A 19,073-nucleotide genomic window follows, 5' to 3' on the forward strand; every position below is an offset into this window, starting at 1 on the left:
CTTTCGAAAGCGAGGGGAAAATCACCCCTCGACAACCTCCACACTCTTCATTTGTTCCTTGAGCGCACAAATCAAACAAGAATCGTTTGTACAGGCATGGTAGCGCACCCGCGCCCTGTCCTGTTTTTTTGTGGTCACCACCCTAGCCCGTTCACCGCAGAGCGGACAATCAGCACGCTTTTTCTCGCTGTCCCACTCTACTCCCTTGCGGGCCAGTGCCATTGCCATTCTAACTTTATCGTGTGTGCTCATTTTATCCGACCTCATGAGTGTAGGGGTTGATGACCGGTTCTTGTTTTATGACAACGGGATTTTTCGGCATAATATAGGGACTGCCCAGCGTAATCAGCGAGGGCGTCCAGATGTGTTCCGCGCAGGCATGGCAATAGACTTCACAGTCCAGTAGATGGTTATCGCGTTTTTGGGCAATCCACTTGCCATCCGGCCCACGTTCCTCGGCGAACATCTGCTTGAAATAGTCCTCGCCCGTCTGGGAATGCAGCCACATGGGCTGTCTGGAAGCGGGATTCATGCGCACCAGATGAATTTTATCCTTCATGTCATCAGTGCCGACCAGATAAAGCGGCACTTTCTGCTGCATCTTGGCAGGAATTCCGGGCTGCCCACCCATGGAAGACGGTTTAATGGTATCCTGCTGCCGCTGGGATGCACCCTTGACCCCGTAGACCAGACCGGGCCAGCACCCCGGCTTTGCGTAGTTGTCGATAGAGAACAGCCACGCTTTTACTTCATCGGTTTTTGACCAGCCGAGTTCGTTGGACTTATCTTTGTTACCGCCGATATCAATCCCTGCGCGCCAGATCGGCATAACCATATCGTCCCGGCCTTCAATCGGGTAGCGGGTACGGAAAAGCAGCTCTTCAACATCCGCGAAAGTGTTCAGCCAGCCGTATTGCAGCATCCAGCTTTGCATCTCCCGGCCCCACGCGCGGACCACAAACCAGAATCCGGTCATCTGCATATCAATACCGCAGGTAATCGCCACAGCTTCCGCCGGAGCCACCAGCGGCGGCAAGAGCGGATCAACCATTTTCCGGGCGCGGCTCTCGTTGGTTTCAATGGCAACGACTTTATGCGGTTTGGCACAGAAATCATTATCAAAGCGCTGCATAGCCTTGGGCGTGCCGTCTTTGATAGCCTCAAACCACGCCGCCGACACGGTGGACAGCGAAACATAGCGGCTGATCCATGCCGGAATATGGAAAGCAACACATTCCGGACGGCTGACTTCCTGATCGCAGTGCCAGTGCCCGCGCTTGATAGCCTCGTTGCGTTTGTAATCGTTCCAATGCGCGCCGCAGCCCTGACACTCGTACCAAGCAAGCGTCTGGTGCCGAATCTGGGCAGGATCGCGCATTCCTTCCGGCACCCGGATATGCTTGTGATCCATCACCTGCGCATGTCCGCAGGTCGGGCAGACAGCCTGGTACTGGTAAACAACCTGCGCTTTGTGGGTTAAGGCCTTCCAGATGGATGATTGATGCTCGTTGCCGCGCGGTTTGGAAACGCGAATAATTTTGCTATCCACCGGATAACCGATAGTTCGCTCAATCATGGTGTCCACGCTGGCCGGATCGGGGTAGGCATCCTCTTCATCCAGCATCAGCACCCGCATGGAAACCGAGGACATGGACGCCTCAGACCCGGAAGTCATGCCGTAAAGGGTTGCGCTGTGAGTATTGAGACTCATGGACTGCACGGATTTCTCCGCATCGGGCAGCATCTTGCGCAGCTTGGGCGAACGTTTGAAATGAGGGCCAAGCTTTTCCTTGAAAATTCGCTTAGCGACCTTTTCGTCAGGCATGCCCAGCCCTGTGGGGGACGGCTCCCGCTCCATTTCCGCAGCAAGGCAGGCGTAGCCCGTGGAGGTTTTCACAGTCTGGGAAGTCCCGACCACGATAATCTCACGAGTCCACGGCTTATCCCACGCCTCCATGATGCCCCGCGCGTAGGGCGCGAAATCGTGATTAAAATTGCGGTTTTCATAGGTCCCGGTAACCAGAACAAAATCATTTTCCGCAAATTCAGCAGTGGAAACCTGTGGACGCAGGGCCAAGACCTCGATTTCAGCCGGGGAAAGCTTGAGCGGATTCTCGTTAGGACAAGTCATCGGGACGCTCCATCAGGTCAAAGTATTCCAGCAGCTCGCCGACCTTTTCCAGATTGCCATCCACCAGCCGGATCGCGGCCCGCGCATCCCGCCGGGAACCCTCGATACGATTCCGTTGCCATGTCTCCCATGCCTCGCGCATTTCCTCGGTGTACCACTCGCCCGTGACCAACGAATCAAGCGCCTCGCGCACGCGCTCCCGAAAAATCTGGGTGAATTCCGGCAACTGCTTGACCATATGGCGGGTGATTTCCCCGGCCTTGTCCGGGTCACCGCCGACCAGCTCCACCAGCTCGCGGGCCTGTTCATCACCACCGAAAATCTCGGCAACTTCCGGCCCGACCTCATAGGAAAAGTTAGTCAGCATCAGCTTTGTGGACTTAAAACGCTCCGCCAGCTCACGATAAAAAACCAGCACCGGAATCAGCTTCCCGATTTCCTGCTCGAACATCATACGCTTGCGCTTGGCCTCGATGGACTTCAGATCGGCATCAGCGTTGATTTTCCGCTCATGCGCGCCGCTGGTGGGTAACGGGGCTTGTTTGGGGGAGGCGGTGGCATCTTTTAAACCGTATTCATTGATAGCAATCTTCAAGATTTCATCTTCATCCCATTTCCCTTTTTTCTCCCCGCTCTTCCAAGTAGGCGCCAACTTCCCACCGAAAACAGCCTGACCGGTAGGATTACAGACCACACCGCGCGAAACCTTGACCCCATTTTCCTTAAGGAATTTATATAATTGATTTCGATTTTCGATCATATCCGCTCCTTAATCCGATCCGGGAAATAGTATTCGATAATTTCCTGCAAACATTCGTGATCCACCCACATTTTCCAGATGGCCTGCATGGTTTCATGATGCTTCTGGCCCCATTCAGGCTTGACGCTATCCACGTAAATCCCGCCGAACTCGTTCCGGTAGAACCCGACCGGTTTGCCTTTGATCAGTTCCCGGAAAGACTTGAATACCGCGTAAAATTCCGGGAACTTGGCAACCTCCGCCATAACCGTTTCCATTCTGCTTTTCGGTTTTGGCGGAGGCGGTGGTGGCTTGACCGGAGCCGGGGCAGGCTTGGGAGATTGCTGGAGCATACTCACGGCCCGGCGCACCCGCGCGGATATTCCGGCCTCAATCCACGCGCAGATGTCGAGATAAAAGGGATCAATGCCCATGTTGTAGAAATCATCGAGAGGAAAATGGGCAGGTTTGAGCCAGAGCGGACGCACAGCCTCGCCCACGTCTTTGCCGTACCGGGGCGGCACGGGCCAGCGGCGCGCATTTGGAAATTCTTTTTTCCAGAAATCCCAGAATGCCTGTTTTCCGGCAAAATCGTTATCAGTTGCGCAAAGAATCAGCTCAGCGCGGCACAGGATTTTCGCGGCATAGGCATCGGGACGCGCCCCAGCAGCGCCCACGGCCATAACGCCTATAGGCAGATCAGGAGAAAGGACACGGCAGGCAGCCCAAACCAGATAGGCATCACGGTCAGTTTCCACGATTACCCAGATTTTCCAGCGCGGATCACCGGCTATGAGATACGGCGGCAGATAACCGCGAGGAACATCACCGGCGATAACCTGCCAGTATTTAGGCATCCAATCTTTTTGGTCTGCAACCCTAATTTTGACCTTTGCCGGGAGGCCGTCACGCATAGAGGCAAAGACCAGACCCACAGGCCACCAGACTTTACGTTCAGCTTTCGGATTATTTTTTGAAGACTGATAGGGAAGATCCATGGCCGTGACCGGATAGAAACGGTCCTTTGCGTTCCAGCCGATCCGGCAAGCCTTGGCGGTGGCGGCATCAATCCCCCACTCTGCGAGCTGGGCCAGCACTTCCGGCCGCTTCTGCAGATCTTCCACGCTTTCCATGACAATCTGGTGCGCTTTCTGCTGCCATTTTTCCGGCGGAATATAGGCGGCATCCGGTTCCCAGCGGCGAACAACCGCCCTCGGAGCCGGGGCTGGCTTGGAAGCGGAACCGGAACCATCCGTCAGGCGTTCCGGACAGAACTCCTTGAGGAATGCGCGGAAGCCTTCGAATTCGTCATAGCCGTTCAACTCACAGTAAACATTGATCAGGTCACCACCGGCCTGACAGCCGAAGCAGTGATAAAGATCCTGCGTTGCATCATAGTGAGCCGAGGGAGTATTTTCGTTGTGCAGCGGGCAGCAACACCAGAGGTCCAATTTGTTACCCTTTTTATCATCCACAGCCACCAGAAAGGCGAAAACAGCCGCACACCGAGCCGCACCGAGATATTCGAGAGCTTTACCCATGGCGGCGCCCCCCCTCTTCGTGCCAGATTCCGACCGCTGAAAAGAAAAAAGAGCAGGCAGAGGCGGCAGATTTCCATTTTTCCAATCGAAAAACGGGAATTTCCAATCGTTTTTGAAATGAAAAGTTCAATATTTCAGGAAGATATACAGAAAAAACTTTCCAAATTTCCAATTTTCCATTTTGTTGGAAAACTCTCTCTTGCGCGTATGCGCGTGCGCATGAGCGCGCGCGTTCAATATAAGATAGAACCTCTTCCCCTTTTTTTTGTTTTTTTAAAAAACTAAAGAAAAATGGAAAAATGGAAATAACAGTTAATTCTTCCCGTCCAAACCCTTGTTTTACGTAGCTTTTGCCGATTTCCATTCCTAAAAATGAATTGGAAATAAACGGAAACAATTGGAAATTAAAGAGGATCATTCTGAAAACCTCCCTGCTCGGCTTCGGGCCATTCGGACTTATCTATGGGCAAGGTGCCGCTCTTGGCGGCCTCGACCCAATGATCTTTGAGACGCCAGCCGCAATAATGGGGAGAACTCAGCCCCTGCGTTCCTTTGGGAATCTTTTTGACATCCGGGCGCTTGGAAAGCTCTCGGCCCATCTTATTGGGGGTGATCCAGACATCATCTTTAGCGGTCAGGTTATTGGAATCGCGAAACCAAAGCTTGAAGACCAGATGCAGATCCTTGTTGGGGTACTTGGCTTCGGGATCAGGCTCACAGCAATCACTCAGGAACTGGGCCAGCCAGTCTTGTTCTTCCTCGTACTCCGCATTTTGTTCAAGTATCGCTTTAGGTGCCGGCGGCATATGACCGAGTTCGAGTGCCTTCATGGCGCAAGCAACCATCCAGCCCAGAATCCCGGAGGATTCGGCCTCAAGCTTGGCGGTGACTACCGATTCAGGAAGCATGGGAAAGATAAAATTTGCTTCATCGACCGGGATTTCCCCTTCCGGGTCAACAAAGCGGGCATTACAAGGAAAGATCCTCAAACGATTTTTGAGAAAAGCGTTATCCGCGCCCTTAAGCTTGGGCACATTGTTAGTGTGCAGGCACAGGGTGTGCGTCTGGAAAAACTCCTCATCACCCTTGTTCAGGGTTCGAGCTTTGATACGGTCCGAGGCCGAGGTCAAAAGCTTGATTTTGGCGGTGGAAAACTGCTGGTTCTCATCGGCCTCACTGGCCACAGCCATGCGCCGGCCACGAAGATCCACAAGAGAGGGACTAGGCTTATCAGCACTGGTGAACTTATCCACCAGCAGCATCTCGACTTTAACGGTCGATGCAAACTCACCAAGCCCCTTCTGGAGGGTATCGAAAACAACGGATTTACCATTATCCCCGAACTGACCGAGAAAAACAAAAAAGTTTTTCGGCTGCACCCCGCAGACACAGAAACCGACAAAATACTCGAAATACTTGATCAGCTCCGCATCCCCGCAAAAAACCTTCTGCAGGGTCTCTTCCCAGAAATCAGCAGGCTCGGACGTCCCCTTGTATTCCCATGGGGACTTGCACCTAAAGTGAAGATCCTGCCACGGAACATCCTTGTATTCCCGCCCCGTGCGCAGGTTGACCACCGTCTTGGCCGTGGGCAAAAGCTCGCGGTGCGGCTCCATGTCGGAAGACTCCATTCCGAGCAACGTACCGCGGCGCAGCATCTTGAGGACGTTGCTAATTTTGTTTTGGTTGCGCAGGGAAGTGGCAGAAGATTTAAATTCTTTTGCCCTAGCTCTTAACGGAATATAAATATTAGATTTTTTACCTTCATCTTTCTTTTTCTTGGCTAGCTTATAAAAATTCTTAGCCTCTGATTCATAGCTGGAAGCGACTAAATCAACTTTCTCTTCAATCTGCCTGTTACGATCCTGTTCCCATATAGTGGAGTTGAACTTAAACCAGTCCTTGGTAAAGTTGTCGTAAAGGTGTGATCCTTTCAGCAAGAACGCCGCAAGCTCTGCAGCTCCCAGCTCTGCCCGGCGATGACACCTATGGATGAATTCGCGCGACGGACCATCTGACTTTTCTTTTTTGGGGCGCGGCGGCTTGCCCTGCTCGGCCCGGCGCTGGTCGGCTTTTTTCTGATTCTCGGCTTTCTGCGCGGACTTTTCCTGCTCAACCTGTGCGGGTTCGGCGGCGGCGGCGGCTTCAACTTCTGCGGCGATGTTTTTCTGCTCGGTGTTACCCATGGCAACCTCCGAACATTACGCATTCCGCAAAAAAAGCCCCGTTATTTTCGACACCTGAATCAATGTCCAAATGTCCAAAAAAATTTCCAACCCCCACACGAAAAAACACCGCGCTGATACCGACCCCTACAAGATCAAGCCTCTGAAAGGACCCACCATTTGGGTTTCCGCCTTGTTGTTTTTGCCAGTTTGATAATAAAAGAGGGGGGAGGGAGAAGGGGGAAGCAGCAACCCCGCTGCTAGAGGTCGCCCCCGCTGCCGCGTGGGCGGAATTATAAAGATACTGGTGAAGATAAGAAAGGAAACCAGAGGTAAGTAAAAGGTAAGTTAGGTGTAAATGTAAGCAGAGAAAACCAGCATATGGCTCTACTGCAAAAAGAGGGAGAAACCCAACAAACGGACAGCTTCGGAGTATTTCGGACTTGCGCCGCTTTGCCCTTCTAAGCCGTTGGCCGAGGGTTCGAATCCTTCCTGCCCCACCACGATATTTCAAGGACTTACAGCATAATTGTTGTGAGTCCTTTTTTTTGGGCTGCTTTCCCCGCAGCTTGGACGAAAATTGATGCAAAGGCATAAGAATACTTTCCCTTAGTTGGATTAAAAAAATGATGACTACACAGAGGGTGTGGTTAGTTCAAGGGGAAAAAATAGGTCCATCTTATTAACAAGCCATCGATCCCCTCTCCCGGCCATTGTCAACCCACCCCAAGTCCGCTCCACCTCCTATCATGAAAATTATAGGGGACGGGCCATGTGAATCACGTAATTCCAGCCACCCTCCCCGCGAATCTTTAACGCCGGAGGTAATACGGCATGGTGAATTTTGCAGATTATGTGATGAAACGACGGGAACGTGGAGAACTGACAACGGGGCTTGTGCTTTATGGCGAGACTGAACCGCCTGAGATGCAGATTGAGAACTTGTGGAAGATCGTCCATCATCGGACAGGAGAGGATCTTGCGCCCCCCAGACCGGACCTTGATGAGTTCTCTTCCTCGGACCGCATGTATCCTTCCATGATGAAGCCGGAAGTCAAACGTCGTTGGGACTTGAAAAATTACGAATGGGAAGAGACCAAGGCACAGCATGCAAAGCTGAAACGCATGGTCCATGCTCAGTTCATGCAGGAGAATCCCAACCTGTCCGTGGTTCAGGGGTTGAAAGGCACAACCTACGGCAGTGAAATTCAGGCTGAATTCAAGAAAATGTTCAGCGGAAGCCAGTCGATGCTTAAGTCCCGCATGCCGCAGGCGGGTACGGGGCGGACCATCCGTGATGAACTGGAGCGTGACAACGTGGACCTCAACGAAGTTGCCGATGAGGTTATACAGTTTCAGACCCCCGATTCTCGTAATACCTTTGCTGTTATGGGAGTGGATAGGAACGAAACCCTGCGTATCACGGGTAAAATCCTTGCTTCGGCAGAATCCAGCCATGCCCTTGAATATCAGTACGATGAAGAAGGCAGGCTTCAGGTTGTGTATTATGGAGGAAAGCCGGTTGAAGTCTATCGTTACAATAACATGGGGCAGCGCGTGTCCTCGCAGGTCTCCGGTGGTCAGCCGCTGAAATACCGCTACAATGCACTTGGACAACTCGTTCAGGCCGAGGATGTCGCCTACACCTACGATGAAGACGGTTCTCTCGCAGGTAAAAAGGATTCTCATGGCTTGACCCGTTATCACTATCTTGACAATGGCCAACTTTGCGGCGTGCTGCTTCCTGATGGCAGGCAGATTGAATACCGCTTTGATGAAAACGGATTCCGTGCCGAGAAGCTTATCGACGGTAAGCTGGCTCAGCGTTACCAGTGGGACGATCTGATTACTCTTTCTGCCGTGGAGGACCGTTCCGGTGTGACTCGCATTCGTTATGGTGAGAATGGGAATGCTATCGGCATGGTCCGCAACGGCCAGAAGCTGTTGCTGGCTACCGACCAACTGGGCAGCATATTTACTGTTGCTGATCTGTCGGGTGATAGTGTACAGGAAGTTCTATATGATTCTTTCGGCAGAGAGATACAAAACAGCAGTCCCGAACTTGCGCTTCCGCTCGGTTTTGCCGGAGGTCTGCATGATGCCGATACTGGATTGAGTCATTTCGGTTACCGTGAATACGATCCTGCCACCGGTCGTTTCATTTCTCCTGATCCGCTGGGGTATGCTGGCGGCGATGTGGATTTGTATGGTTACTGCGGTGATGATCCGGTTAACTTTGTGGATCGGTTGGGGCTTAGTGAGACCAGTGAGGCGAGTGAGGATGAGGAGGAAAATTCTGAAGAATCCGCCGAGAACCAAAAGAAGCCGACGCAAGCAAAAGCCAGTTCTAAAAGTCTTTTGGACAGGAATATAAACAAAATTGCGGAGGGCCGCTTTGGCAAAGACGTTGCAAAGTACGCTGATGACTATAGACGTCGATCAAAACCGGGCGAGCCAATAGACGAAGTCCATATGTACCATAGCAACGGCACCTTTGAAGTGCGCCATAAAGACGGCACTTCAGAAACTTACGAAGTGACTTCCGGGAAACTGGGAGAGACAGATCAGTCGAAGAAAAACAAAGGGCCACTCCCTAAGGGAGAATACGAGTTCGACCCTAAAGAAGCTTCTACAGTTGAAGGTTGGAAATTTTTGGGAAGAAGCCGTTCTGGTGACTGGGGGCATGGAAGAGTTCCGCTGCATCCATCAAAAGATACAAAGACCCATGGTCGAGACGGTTTTTATATACATGGCGGGAAACTGAAAGGCTCGGCGGGCTGTGCTGATATTGGTGACAATGACAGGGAATTTTTCAGAAGCGTTGGAAAGACAAAGAAAAAAGTGAAAGTTACTGTTCATTAGTTATTATAAAAAATAGGCGGACTGTGGGATGCAGTCCGCCATTATGGATATGATTATGATTAATCTCATTGTATGTTTTATATTTGGAAATATTGCTAAGTATCTTTTTTATTTGGCAGTCCCCCATGACAGCATACTGATAATTTTACCGTTAGCCCTATCTTGCCTAATCATGAGGGCATTATACCAAAAAAAGATTTGGGCATATCTTGGCTTTGCTCTGGGCTACTCTCTGTATGAATATATTTTTCAATCGTTAGGCCGTTCACGAGAAGATATACTTACAGAATTTGGATGGCACTTAGCTTGGGACTCTTTCGGATATTACCTTATATTCCAAATCGCTATTTTTTATCTTTTTGCCATCGCTCCAAAGATATATTCTAAAATGCGCAGAAAGGGGACTCTCAGGAATGAATAAGGAGGAGAAAAGACGAATCTTAAAACCGCCGCGAGCACTTAGTTGACGACAACATTATTTATGAAGAAATCTCACACAAAACCATGCTTTTTCAAACCTTAATCATCATTTACTTGATGTAGGATTACTAGTTTTTTATGCTTTATGATTACTAGTTTTTATTGCTTCAGCAACCGCACACCGCCCTAAAAAACTTCCACTGAATTACCCTTAACGTACTGGACCAAATCCACCCTTCTGTACACGATCCTGCGACCAAGGGTTGAAAATCGCGGCCCTTCGCCATTACTGCGCCAATGGTCCAGCGTATTCTTTTTCACGGTTAGGAAATCTGCGGCTTCTTGAACTGTCAGTGTCTCTTTTCGATTCAAAATTTCCAGTTCCACGACCGGCTTAAAAGCTTCTTCAATAGCCAATCGAATGTTCTTTATATGTTATTCATATTATTCTCTAAAATATCTTTTTCCATAATCACTATCTAATTCTCCAAGCTTATTTCGAATTCCGACTCAATAAGTCTTCGCTAATTTAGCAAGAAAATTTTACAAGCTCAAGAGAAAGATCAGCCCATAGAGTTAGTTCTTGGATAGACAGTTTTTTCATAACATTAATCAGCGTAGCCTCTCTTGGACACGAAAGAACAGGCTGACAACACCAGATACCAATATCTGAAAACAGGACAACTTTGCGAAGTTCTGCTGCCGAATGGGACCTACACCGAATACCGTTTTTATAAACGCGGCTTCAGGACAGCCAAACACCTCAACGGTCAACTGATCCAGAGATACCAGTGGAAGGATTTGACCACTCTTGCAGCAGTTGAAGGCGCAGAAAATATCAACAAATTTCACTACAATGAACATGGTCGTGTAATGGGGATGATCCGCAATGGCCAGGTATTCCTCTTTGCAACCGACCAATTGGGCAGCATATTTACTGTTGCCGATTCAGCAGGAAACAGTGTACAGGATATTCTATACGATTCTTTCGGTAGAAGAGTATATAACAGTGATCCCGAATATGACCCGGTGCTCGGCTTTGCCGGAGGTCTGTATGATGCTGATATCGGCCTGATCCATTTCGGTTACCGTGAATACGATCCTGCCACCGGGCGTTTCATTTCTCCTGATCCTCTGGGATATGCTGGCGGCGATGTGGATTTGTATGGTTACTGCGGTGATGATCCGGTTAACTTTTCAAGAGACATTTCAAGGGCTTCTACGTTTCGGGAACACTTCAAGGTCAAGGCAGCAGCCAAAGTTATAAATTCGGTGCCGGACAGAAAATCATTGTTGAAGTGAGGAATCTCGGTCCCTTTGCTGCTGGAGCTTGGGTACAGGTTGACGGAGACGTATGGAAAAACACCGGACATATGGCTCCGGGCCAGTCCGAGTCTTTTGAATTTACGAAATTCGGCGAGATACCGGTGCCATGGGAGGTAGCGATAACCTGTGATGGGGCCGACAACTGCACCATTACTTATTCCATAAGGGGTTAAATGAAATTCGCAACATTTATTCTACTTATCGCACTGTTCATGCCAACGAATAGTTGGGCGCAATCTATCTTGCCACTTTCTTGTGATGATGTAATCAAAATCGAGGTATGGCGCTATCGTGGAGAAGTTTGGCACTGTCCAACCAAAGAGGGTTATCATTATGTAGTCATAACCTACCTAACGAAGGAGGCTCTTACACGCTCTGCTCAAGTATATGAGGCTACTGAAAAAACTATCGTTATGGTCGATAATTGCAAAATCTACACTAGGCCTGTGCAAATTAAGGCTCAAGGTAGACTTATACAGAGTGATGCTCCTACCTGGGACAACTTCCGTGGTTACAAAGCAGTCATTATAACCAAGAAAACCAAGGAAGCGGCCTTTGAAGCTGCTCGGCTTATTTGCCCAGACAAAGCACCAACGGTCATGCTTACAGACGGGAGTTGACTCTCGCTGGTTTTTTCTGGAAAAGGCAGCAATGGTTTTACAGATAATAATCAATTCCCCCCGCCCCCCCTCTAACTCATGCTCCAAAATATTAACCAGCACAGGAGCATTGGGTTTTAGATCGCATCCTTTCTGTGGGACAATCTCCTCAAGAAGAATTTTAACCATACCTGCGTCCAGCTCTGCTGCTTCTTCCGGCGGCGTGCCGAATTCGTTATTGTAGAGCTTCAATAGCTCGTTTGCGAGCAGCATTGAGAGATACAGAACAGCAGTCCCGAACTTGCGCTTCCGCTGGGATTGTTTCAATTCGGTAAGAGGCGTCATAGTCCATTAAAGGCTATGGACAACAAAGCACTTAGAAATGCGGCAAAGAACACACCTATCGGACGTTTAGCATCAGCAATTGACGCCGTTACTGGAGACAAATTCGACCTTCCCATGAAAGGCGCGGCTAATGATTTGAAATTGCAGCTCAGGGTCGAGACTCCAATAAATAAGATGGCTAAGTATTCAGACGAAATTTTTTGTTTTATTCAACCCCGTGACGTTTATAAATAAAAGACCATGCTGGACCAAAACCGAAGACAAGAATATAACAACCAAAATTGATCGACAGCAAAAACACATGAGACCACAAGATAAGGGAGCGCAAAGCAAAAATGACAAGCCTTTTTAAAAGACATGCCCACCAAAGATTGATTCTCGTTGTTTTTACCTTTTTGATCCTACTGACAGCATTCCCTGTGATGGCGCAATCCACCACAGATTTGGCCAACTCAGCTCTTTCCAAACTAACTGGTGGCGAAAAAGCCGCCTTAGCTCCCAGCAAAGAAGATCTAAAAAAGGCTCATGAATCTGGAAAGAGACTCACCCTGCCGCAGGCTATTCGTGACAGCATCGAGATGACCCAGTCGGGATATAGCGAACTTGATAAGGGTATCAAATATGTATCTGAAGGGTTCCGCATCGCCCCGCAGGAAATGGAAAAAGCTCTGGATAACCTTGCCGAAGGACAGGGCGCAGCAAGACTCTTTCACATATTAGCGGCGGTACTTTTCATTTACGGTGCAGGGCTGGCGGTAGAATTCGCAATCCGGCGCATAACTTTAAAAATACGCTCTAAAGTCGAGGCCCGGCATGCAGGAAATCTTTTCAGGAGACTTATAAACGACCTGATCCTGACCGGATTCGAGTTCGGTTATTTTGCGGTCTTTCTCTATACTACCATAAATATATTGGCGATGTTCTCACCACATGACAACATCACCCTTGTGGCCGGCGGCTTTCTGGTCCCCATCACCCGGGCAAGAATAGGCGTACTTATCCTGCGTTTTATCTTCTCGCCGCTCTCGGATGAATCCCGTCTTATTCCCATCAGTCGCTATGCGGCGAAGCAGATCACATTCTGGGGGACACTTACCCTGATACTTTCCCCGCTTACCGGAAGAATGATTCTCACTCTCTCAACCATGGGCATGTCCGATGAGACCACCGCGGCACTTTTCATGCTGGAAATTCTCATCCCCACAGTACTGTTGCTGATGCTCATCTGGCGCAATAAAAAAGAACTCAGAAATTACATTCTAGAGAAATCTACCAATGCGGAACCGGGAACATTCGCATACTGGCTGGCTTATAATTGGCACCGGGCCGCGACAGCTTATCTTTTGATTCTGATTATTATGCGTCAGGTCAGCCTGCTGCAGGGAAAAGAGATGGCCGGGGCATTACTGCTGAGCCTTATCTCCGTTCCTGCCGCCATCCTACTGGATATGACTCTGCTGGCGGCGCTCGAAAATATTATCACTAAAAAGAATAAGCCGGCCGAGGATGCAGGCCAAAAGCCACAAGACCCCATCTACATCCGCCAGATTCATTCCGGATTGAGAACAATACTCGGAGCCGGACTTGTGCTCTATCTATTTGAAGTATGGGGGATCTCCTTTAACCTGGGACACGCTCTTTCACAAGGTGCCTTGAGCATTTTCGTAACAGTTCTGCTCAGCTATCTACTCTGGGAATACCTGTGCGGACTGATCGACAACCAGTTTGAATCTCATGATGAAGAAGCGGATGAACTGGCAGAAATGGGTAAAGGCGGTTCACGAAAAAACACGCTGCTGACCCTGCTCAAAAAATTTCTTACCCTCAGCATCATCACCATCAGTTCGCTGATTGTGCTTACTTCTATCGGAGTGAACATCGCCCCTATCATAGCTGGTGCTGGAATATTCGGTCTGGCTGTTGGCTTCGGTGCCCAAACTTTGGTAAAAGACGTCCTTTCCGGGGTCTTTTTCCTCATTGATGATGCTTTCAGAATAGGTGACTACGTGGAATCCGGGCGCCTCAAAGGAACAGTTGAGCGAATTTCCGTCCGATCAATCAGCCTGCGCCACAGCCGTGGACAGGTCCAGATCATTCCATACGGATCACTGGGTTCAGTAACCAACTTCAGTCGGGATTGGGTTGCTATGAAGCTGGAAGTAAGGGTTCCCTTTGATGTCGATCCTGAAAAAGTACGTAAAATTATTAAAAAAATGGGTAAAAAGATTGCGGCTGATGAAGATCTCGGGCCGTTACTCCTCACACCCATCAAATCTCAGGGCGTAAAGGAAATTGACGATTCCTCACTGGTTATTAGGATCAAATTCCGCTGCCGCCCCGGCGATCAGTTCTCCCTGCGCAAGGAAGTCTTCAGCCGAGTCCGCGAAGACTTTGCCGCGAACGGAATTGAGTTCGCACCCAAAAAAGTGACCGTACATGTCCCGAATATTGAGAATGCTGTGCTGACCAAGGAACAATTGACCACCATAGCAGCGGCGGCTGCTGAAACAGGACTGGCGGCAAGTGAGCAGGAAAAAGACGAATAATAAGGAATCGTTCTTTTTCCCGGAACAACATGAGTACCTTGCGGCCTCTTCATTCCAATGATATCAAACGCCCCGATGAACAGAATAAACATGGGATCAGTATGGAATATATAGAATACATTGACAGAGAAACCAGCACGTTATGTAAAGAAAAAGTACCGGGAGAGCGGTGGCTCAAATGGTTGTATCACAATCCTTTCGGTAAAATAGCTCTGCACAGCGTTGTGAAAAACAAATTTCTATCCGCATGGTACGGTCATAAAATGGACAGTCCCCAATCATGCGCCAAAATCCCCGACTTTGTAAAGAATCTGGGAATTGACATGGACGAAGCTACTCGGACGATGGAAGATTATACTTCATTCAACGATTTTTTCATCCGCAAACTGAAGCCGGAAGCAAGACCGGTTGACGATGAATCAGAAAGCATCGTTTCCCCTGCTGACGGCAAAGTTATGGCCTTTGAAAGGATAGACCAACTAGGCTCATTCTTTGTCAAAGGTAGCAAGTTTTCACTGGATAATTTCCTACAGGATAAAGAGCTAAGTACAAAATACAGTGATGGCTCGTTATTGATTTTCCGGCTCGCCCCTGCCGATTACCACCGCTTCCATTTCCCGGCAAACGGTCATATTTCCGCCACTACTCAAATCTCCGGGGAGTACTATTCCGTTTCTCCTTACGCAGTTAAAAACAAGCTCGACATATACTGGAAAAACAAACGAGAATTCAGCACGCTTAAGACCGAAACATCCGGAAATATTTTGCTGTGCGAAGTTGGAGCAACAATGGTAGGGGCTATCATCCAAAACTACACCCCCGAGAGTGAAATCAAAAAAGGTATGGAGAAAGGATACTTTAAATTCGGAGGCTCGACAGTCATAATGCTTTTGGAAAAAGGCAAAAACCAAATTGACAAAGATATCCTGCAGAATACAGCAAAAGGGTATGAAACAAGTATAAAAATGGGAGAGCGCATAGCAACTGCCTGCACTTAGATTTCAGAAGCAAAAAATCGGGGCTTATTTTTATCCTTTTTTCCAAAACAATTTAAACATACATACAATTATGTTTTTATCTTTTCATAATTTGTAAAAATCAACCCGGAAAGACTTCACTTTCACTCTGATATATTATAAAAAATAACATTACTAGGCATGGTTATTTGTAAAACAATTATGCCGTCGCAAAAAATAAAATCACAAATCCTTTTTAGATTTATATTTCACTGATCCGGGGAGGGAATCTGTGAAAACCATTTTTATAAGTCTATTCGGAGTCTTAAGCTCCCTATTGCTTTTCTTCTCATACAAATTGAGACCCGCTGACGCCCGGCTTCATTTATATAATTGCCGGGAAAAAATTGCTTGCCCAACACATCTCACCGACAAAGAATTAGGGACCCGTCTTTTTACCTCCGCCTATGTAGGGTATCTGGAGTTTTTTACGAATCTCCCCAAAATGATATCTGAAACCCAATCACCACTGCTTCAAAAGAAGAAATGGAGATGGGTTTGGTCTCATTCTACGCTCCGGTGCAAAGTCTGATATAAAACCTGTTAAAATCGAACTGAAATTCGACTTAAATTTATCACAATCCTCAATCCACATTATAAATTTCTTTTTATAAACTTTTTTTAGAACTTTTCTTTTAGATATATTTCTTTTATATGATAAAAAATTTCATCTTAAGAATTTTGCAAATAAAATGAATCGAAGGAATCAATAAAAATGGCTTACAACAGCAATAAATATAGATTATATTTAACCTTATCCTTACTAGTTCTCCTCACGGTTGTCGGAAGTGTGGTCATCAGTTATGCTTTCCTCCAAAAACTTTTCGCCACTTCGGAGATAATAAATTCAATAATTATTGCTGTTTTCGCCGGAAGCGTAATCATCTCATTCCGCTACATTTTTTCAGTACGCAGAGACATGTTCCTTTTAGCAGAATTTACAGAATGGTGTGAAAATCCTGAGGATAGTTCCTTTGATCTCACGGACCTGAGCAAAGGAATGCTCGGCAACGTGCTCACATCAATAGGATCTTCCATCAAAGAAAACGGTGTTCTGATCGTTAAGTCCTCCAGTGACAGCCGTTCCATCATAGAAAGTCTGGAACAAAACTTTTCTTCACGGTCTTCCCTGATCTCGTTCCTTGGTGGATTCCTTGTTTTACTCGGGCTCATGGGAACATTCCTCGGCCTTACCCTGACCCTTCAATCCATGGGAGAAATTTTATCAACCCTTGCCGGTGGGCTCGCAGATTCCAGTGATACATCTATTTTACAGGTTATGATTCAACTGATTGTCGAGCTTAAAAATCCCATGGCCGGCATGGGGACAGCCTTCTCCACTTCTTTATTCGGTCTTGCAGGAAGTGCCGTTGTCGGCATCCTGGCCATTCTTCTGAGCCGTATGCACGACCAGCTGAAACAACGCCTTGAAAACTGGCTCAACGAAAAGACAGAATACTCCGCCAGTAAATCCGGTGCACCCGGAACAGTTTCGGCAGATCAGGACCTTGGCAGCCAGATGGCCGCCATTTCCGCTCAACTGGATAAGAACAATGAGGCATTGCTTGAATCCCTTGAAAACACAAATAAATTCCTGCTGAAACTGACACTGCTCCAGCAACGGTCAGCAGAAGCCATTAATACAGTTCAGGACCAGTCTCTTGAAACAACCAAGGAAATCGGCCTCGGAAACGAACTGACGGGAAGATTGATTAAAGAATCGCGCCAGATGGTAACTACTCTGGAAAAAAACATCGAAACCATGAACTTAATACATACTAAACAGCCTAGCGAGAATTAATGCTGTTGTTAATATATAAGTCGGGTAAAAATATGACATGGCAGATGATTAAAAATTTTGGAAAAGTTTGCGCACTTTGTACGCTGCTGATGTTCCAATGCAACCTTGTCAGTGCAGATAACTCCAAGGCGGACACTCCCCTGTCTACCGGGAAAGCTGTTTCAGCAGAAGCTGCAGAAACGAACCTCTCCGGCCTTGGAGACGCAGATAAGGCATTCAAAAACGCAACGGACATCGAAAACTTCAAATCCGGAACAATAAAAATTGACGATCCGGGAGAAAAAGGTTCTTCCCTGCAGAAGTATGCCCCCGGCGAAAGCAACAGCACGGTTCTCACCCTTTACCGTGCTTGTGAACTGGCCATCAGCGGACACCCTCTGGTTGCGTCTTCACGCTATTCCCTGCTGGAAAAAAAAGCTGAATACGGCATGGCCCGCAGTGTGTATCTGCCGCGCATTGACCTTACTGCACAGGCCGGTCCTTCACACAACCTTGATGCCGATACCACCAGCTATGGCCAATCCGCAGTTGAGATGACCCAGACATTTTATAAATTCGGAGGTCTGGATTCCAGTGTGGACAGCGCCAAGCTCAAGGCGCAAGGAGCAAAATACCGCCTTGCCAGAACTCAGGAAGATATCGCAGCCCTGACAATAAACGCATACCTGAGTGTGCTACAGGCGCAAGAAACACTGGAAGTGTACAAGAACACCCTGAATTTTTATGATAAATTATTAAAAACATTCTGGGAACGTTATAATGCTGGGATTTCTTCAAAAGCGGATGCACGCAAAGTCGAAGTTTCACAGCGTTCAACTCAATCACAGGTAACGATCCAGCAACAGCAGCTAAAAACCGCGCGGTCGATGCTTGAAAACATCATCAAGCAACCGGTCAATGAAGTGGATACAGAGATTCCAATGAATAAAATGGAAATTTCTGATACCCTCGAAGGAGCATACGAAGTTGCCAAGAATCATAACGTCAATCTTAAAGCTTACGATGCTGAAATAGAATCACAGAAGAGAGCTGTTTCGACAATTGAATCAGACTACTACCCAGCATTCGGATACCGTTTGCAGGCAAAAAGTACTTTTGAAAAAGTTGACGGTTACAAAAATTCACTGGACGGCCAGTTAACCCTTAACTGGAACCTGTTTCACGGTTTCGCAACTGATGAAAATGTAAAGAAAGAAGAAGCTGTACTGAAAAGGCTTGTCGCAACAAAAGAAGCAACTGAGCTTGAGGTTCAGAATATCCTTTCCGATGCCTTCAATGCGTACAAATCTTCAGCAAAAGAATTTAAACTGGCCCGCGAAGCGTATGATGCGAGTATCAACCTCATGAGTCTCTATCTTAGTGAATTTGATCTCGGCATCCGCACTCTGCTGGACCTCATTACAGCAAGAGAAGGCCAGACCAGTGCCGCGGTGCGCGAAGTAAACGCACGCTTTGCAAGAATCAGAGCTGCGCTGAATATTTTTCTAGAACAGGGACGCCTCCCCGAAGTCTTGGGGCTACCCCTTGAAGAAACCCCATTTGAACCCAGCAGTGCCTTTAACTCTGCTACAGGTGAATAGTT

At 48.0% G+C, this 19,073-nt stretch carries 14 protein-coding genes; 7 read left to right on the forward strand and 7 right to left on the reverse strand.

Annotation, left to right across the window (positions count from 1 at the left end; genetic code table 11):
• Positions 1-21: 21 nt before the first annotated feature.
• Genes ACKU35_RS15035 through ACKU35_RS15060 form a run of 6 tightly spaced genes read right to left on the reverse strand, consistent with a single transcriptional unit; the run spans position 22 to position 6,597 of the window.
• Positions 22-252: a transcriptional regulator gene (locus ACKU35_RS15035; protein WP_319760397.1), complete on the reverse strand. Its 231-nt coding sequence runs from the start codon at positions 250-252 to the stop codon at positions 22-24.
• A gap of 1 nt (position 253) precedes the next feature.
• On the reverse strand, positions 254-2,131 hold the full coding sequence (locus ACKU35_RS15040) for a terminase gpA endonuclease subunit (protein WP_319760399.1): 1,878 nt from the start codon (positions 2,129-2,131) through the stop codon (positions 254-256).
• Entirely contained in the window at positions 2,118-2,891 is a 774-nt protein-coding gene (locus ACKU35_RS15045) for a hypothetical protein (RefSeq protein ID WP_319760401.1), read from the reverse strand. Before ACKU35_RS15045 ends, ACKU35_RS15040 begins: the two co-directional genes overlap by 14 nt.
• The gene (locus ACKU35_RS15050; RefSeq protein WP_319760403.1) at positions 2,888-4,411 is read right to left on the reverse strand and encodes a CHC2 zinc finger domain-containing protein; all 1,524 of its coding nucleotides are present in this window, start codon (positions 4,409-4,411) and stop codon (positions 2,888-2,890) included. The genes ACKU35_RS15045 and ACKU35_RS15050 overlap by 4 nt, the downstream gene beginning before the upstream one ends.
• Entirely contained in the window at positions 4,404-4,829 is a 426-nt protein-coding gene (locus tag ACKU35_RS15055; RefSeq protein ID WP_319760405.1) for a hypothetical protein, read from the reverse strand. The genes ACKU35_RS15050 and ACKU35_RS15055 overlap by 8 nt, the downstream gene beginning before the upstream one ends.
• The gene (locus ACKU35_RS15060) at positions 4,816-6,597 is read right to left on the reverse strand and encodes a phage/plasmid primase, P4 family (protein ID WP_319760407.1); all 1,782 of its coding nucleotides are present in this window, start codon (positions 6,595-6,597) and stop codon (positions 4,816-4,818) included. The genes ACKU35_RS15055 and ACKU35_RS15060 overlap by 14 nt, the downstream gene beginning before the upstream one ends.
• 813 nt (positions 6,598-7,410) lie before the next feature.
• Between ACKU35_RS15060 and ACKU35_RS15065 the strand changes: the two genes are divergently transcribed.
• Positions 7,411-9,438: an RHS repeat-associated core domain-containing protein gene (locus ACKU35_RS15065; RefSeq protein ID WP_319760409.1), complete on the forward strand. Its 2,028-nt coding sequence runs from the start codon at positions 7,411-7,413 to the stop codon at positions 9,436-9,438.
• A gap of 606 nt (positions 9,439-10,044) precedes the next feature.
• On the opposite strand, the gene ACKU35_RS15070 is transcribed toward ACKU35_RS15065, so the two are convergent.
• Positions 10,045-10,275, reverse strand: coding sequence for a helix-turn-helix domain-containing protein (locus tag ACKU35_RS15070; protein ID WP_319760411.1), 231 nt, complete (start codon positions 10,273-10,275; stop codon positions 10,045-10,047).
• Positions 10,276-10,485: 210 nt separating this feature from the next.
• Here ACKU35_RS15070 and ACKU35_RS15075 point away from each other — a divergent pair, with 210 nt between their 5' ends.
• The 6 genes from ACKU35_RS15075 (at position 10,486) to ACKU35_RS15100 (ending at position 19,071) form a co-directional block, all read left to right on the forward strand.
• Entirely contained in the window at positions 10,486-11,160 is a 675-nt protein-coding gene (locus tag ACKU35_RS15075) for an RHS repeat-associated core domain-containing protein (protein WP_319760413.1), read from the forward strand.
• Positions 11,161-11,357: 197 nt separating this feature from the next.
• Entirely contained in the window at positions 11,358-11,804 is a 447-nt protein-coding gene (locus ACKU35_RS15080) for a hypothetical protein (RefSeq protein WP_319760414.1), read from the forward strand.
• A 659-nt stretch (positions 11,805-12,463) separates the two neighbouring features.
• Positions 12,464-14,674: a mechanosensitive ion channel domain-containing protein gene (locus ACKU35_RS15085; RefSeq protein WP_319760416.1), complete on the forward strand. Its 2,211-nt coding sequence runs from the start codon at positions 12,464-12,466 to the stop codon at positions 14,672-14,674.
• Positions 14,675-14,703: 29 nt separating this feature from the next.
• Complete coding sequence (locus ACKU35_RS15090) at positions 14,704-15,672, forward strand: phosphatidylserine decarboxylase (RefSeq protein ID WP_319760418.1); 969 nt, start codon at positions 14,704-14,706, stop codon at positions 15,670-15,672.
• Positions 15,673-16,405: 733 nt separating this feature from the next.
• Positions 16,406-17,491: a hypothetical protein gene (locus tag ACKU35_RS15095; protein WP_319760419.1), complete on the forward strand. Its 1,086-nt coding sequence runs from the start codon at positions 16,406-16,408 to the stop codon at positions 17,489-17,491.
• A gap of 32 nt (positions 17,492-17,523) precedes the next feature.
• The gene (locus ACKU35_RS15100; RefSeq protein WP_319760421.1) at positions 17,524-19,071 is read left to right on the forward strand and encodes a TolC family protein; all 1,548 of its coding nucleotides are present in this window, start codon (positions 17,524-17,526) and stop codon (positions 19,069-19,071) included.
• Positions 19,072-19,073 lie beyond the last annotated feature (2 nt).

This window comes from Maridesulfovibrio sp. (genome assembly GCF_963676065.1).
In the GTDB taxonomy this organism is placed as follows: Bacteria; Desulfobacterota; Desulfovibrionia; order Desulfovibrionales; family Desulfovibrionaceae; genus Maridesulfovibrio.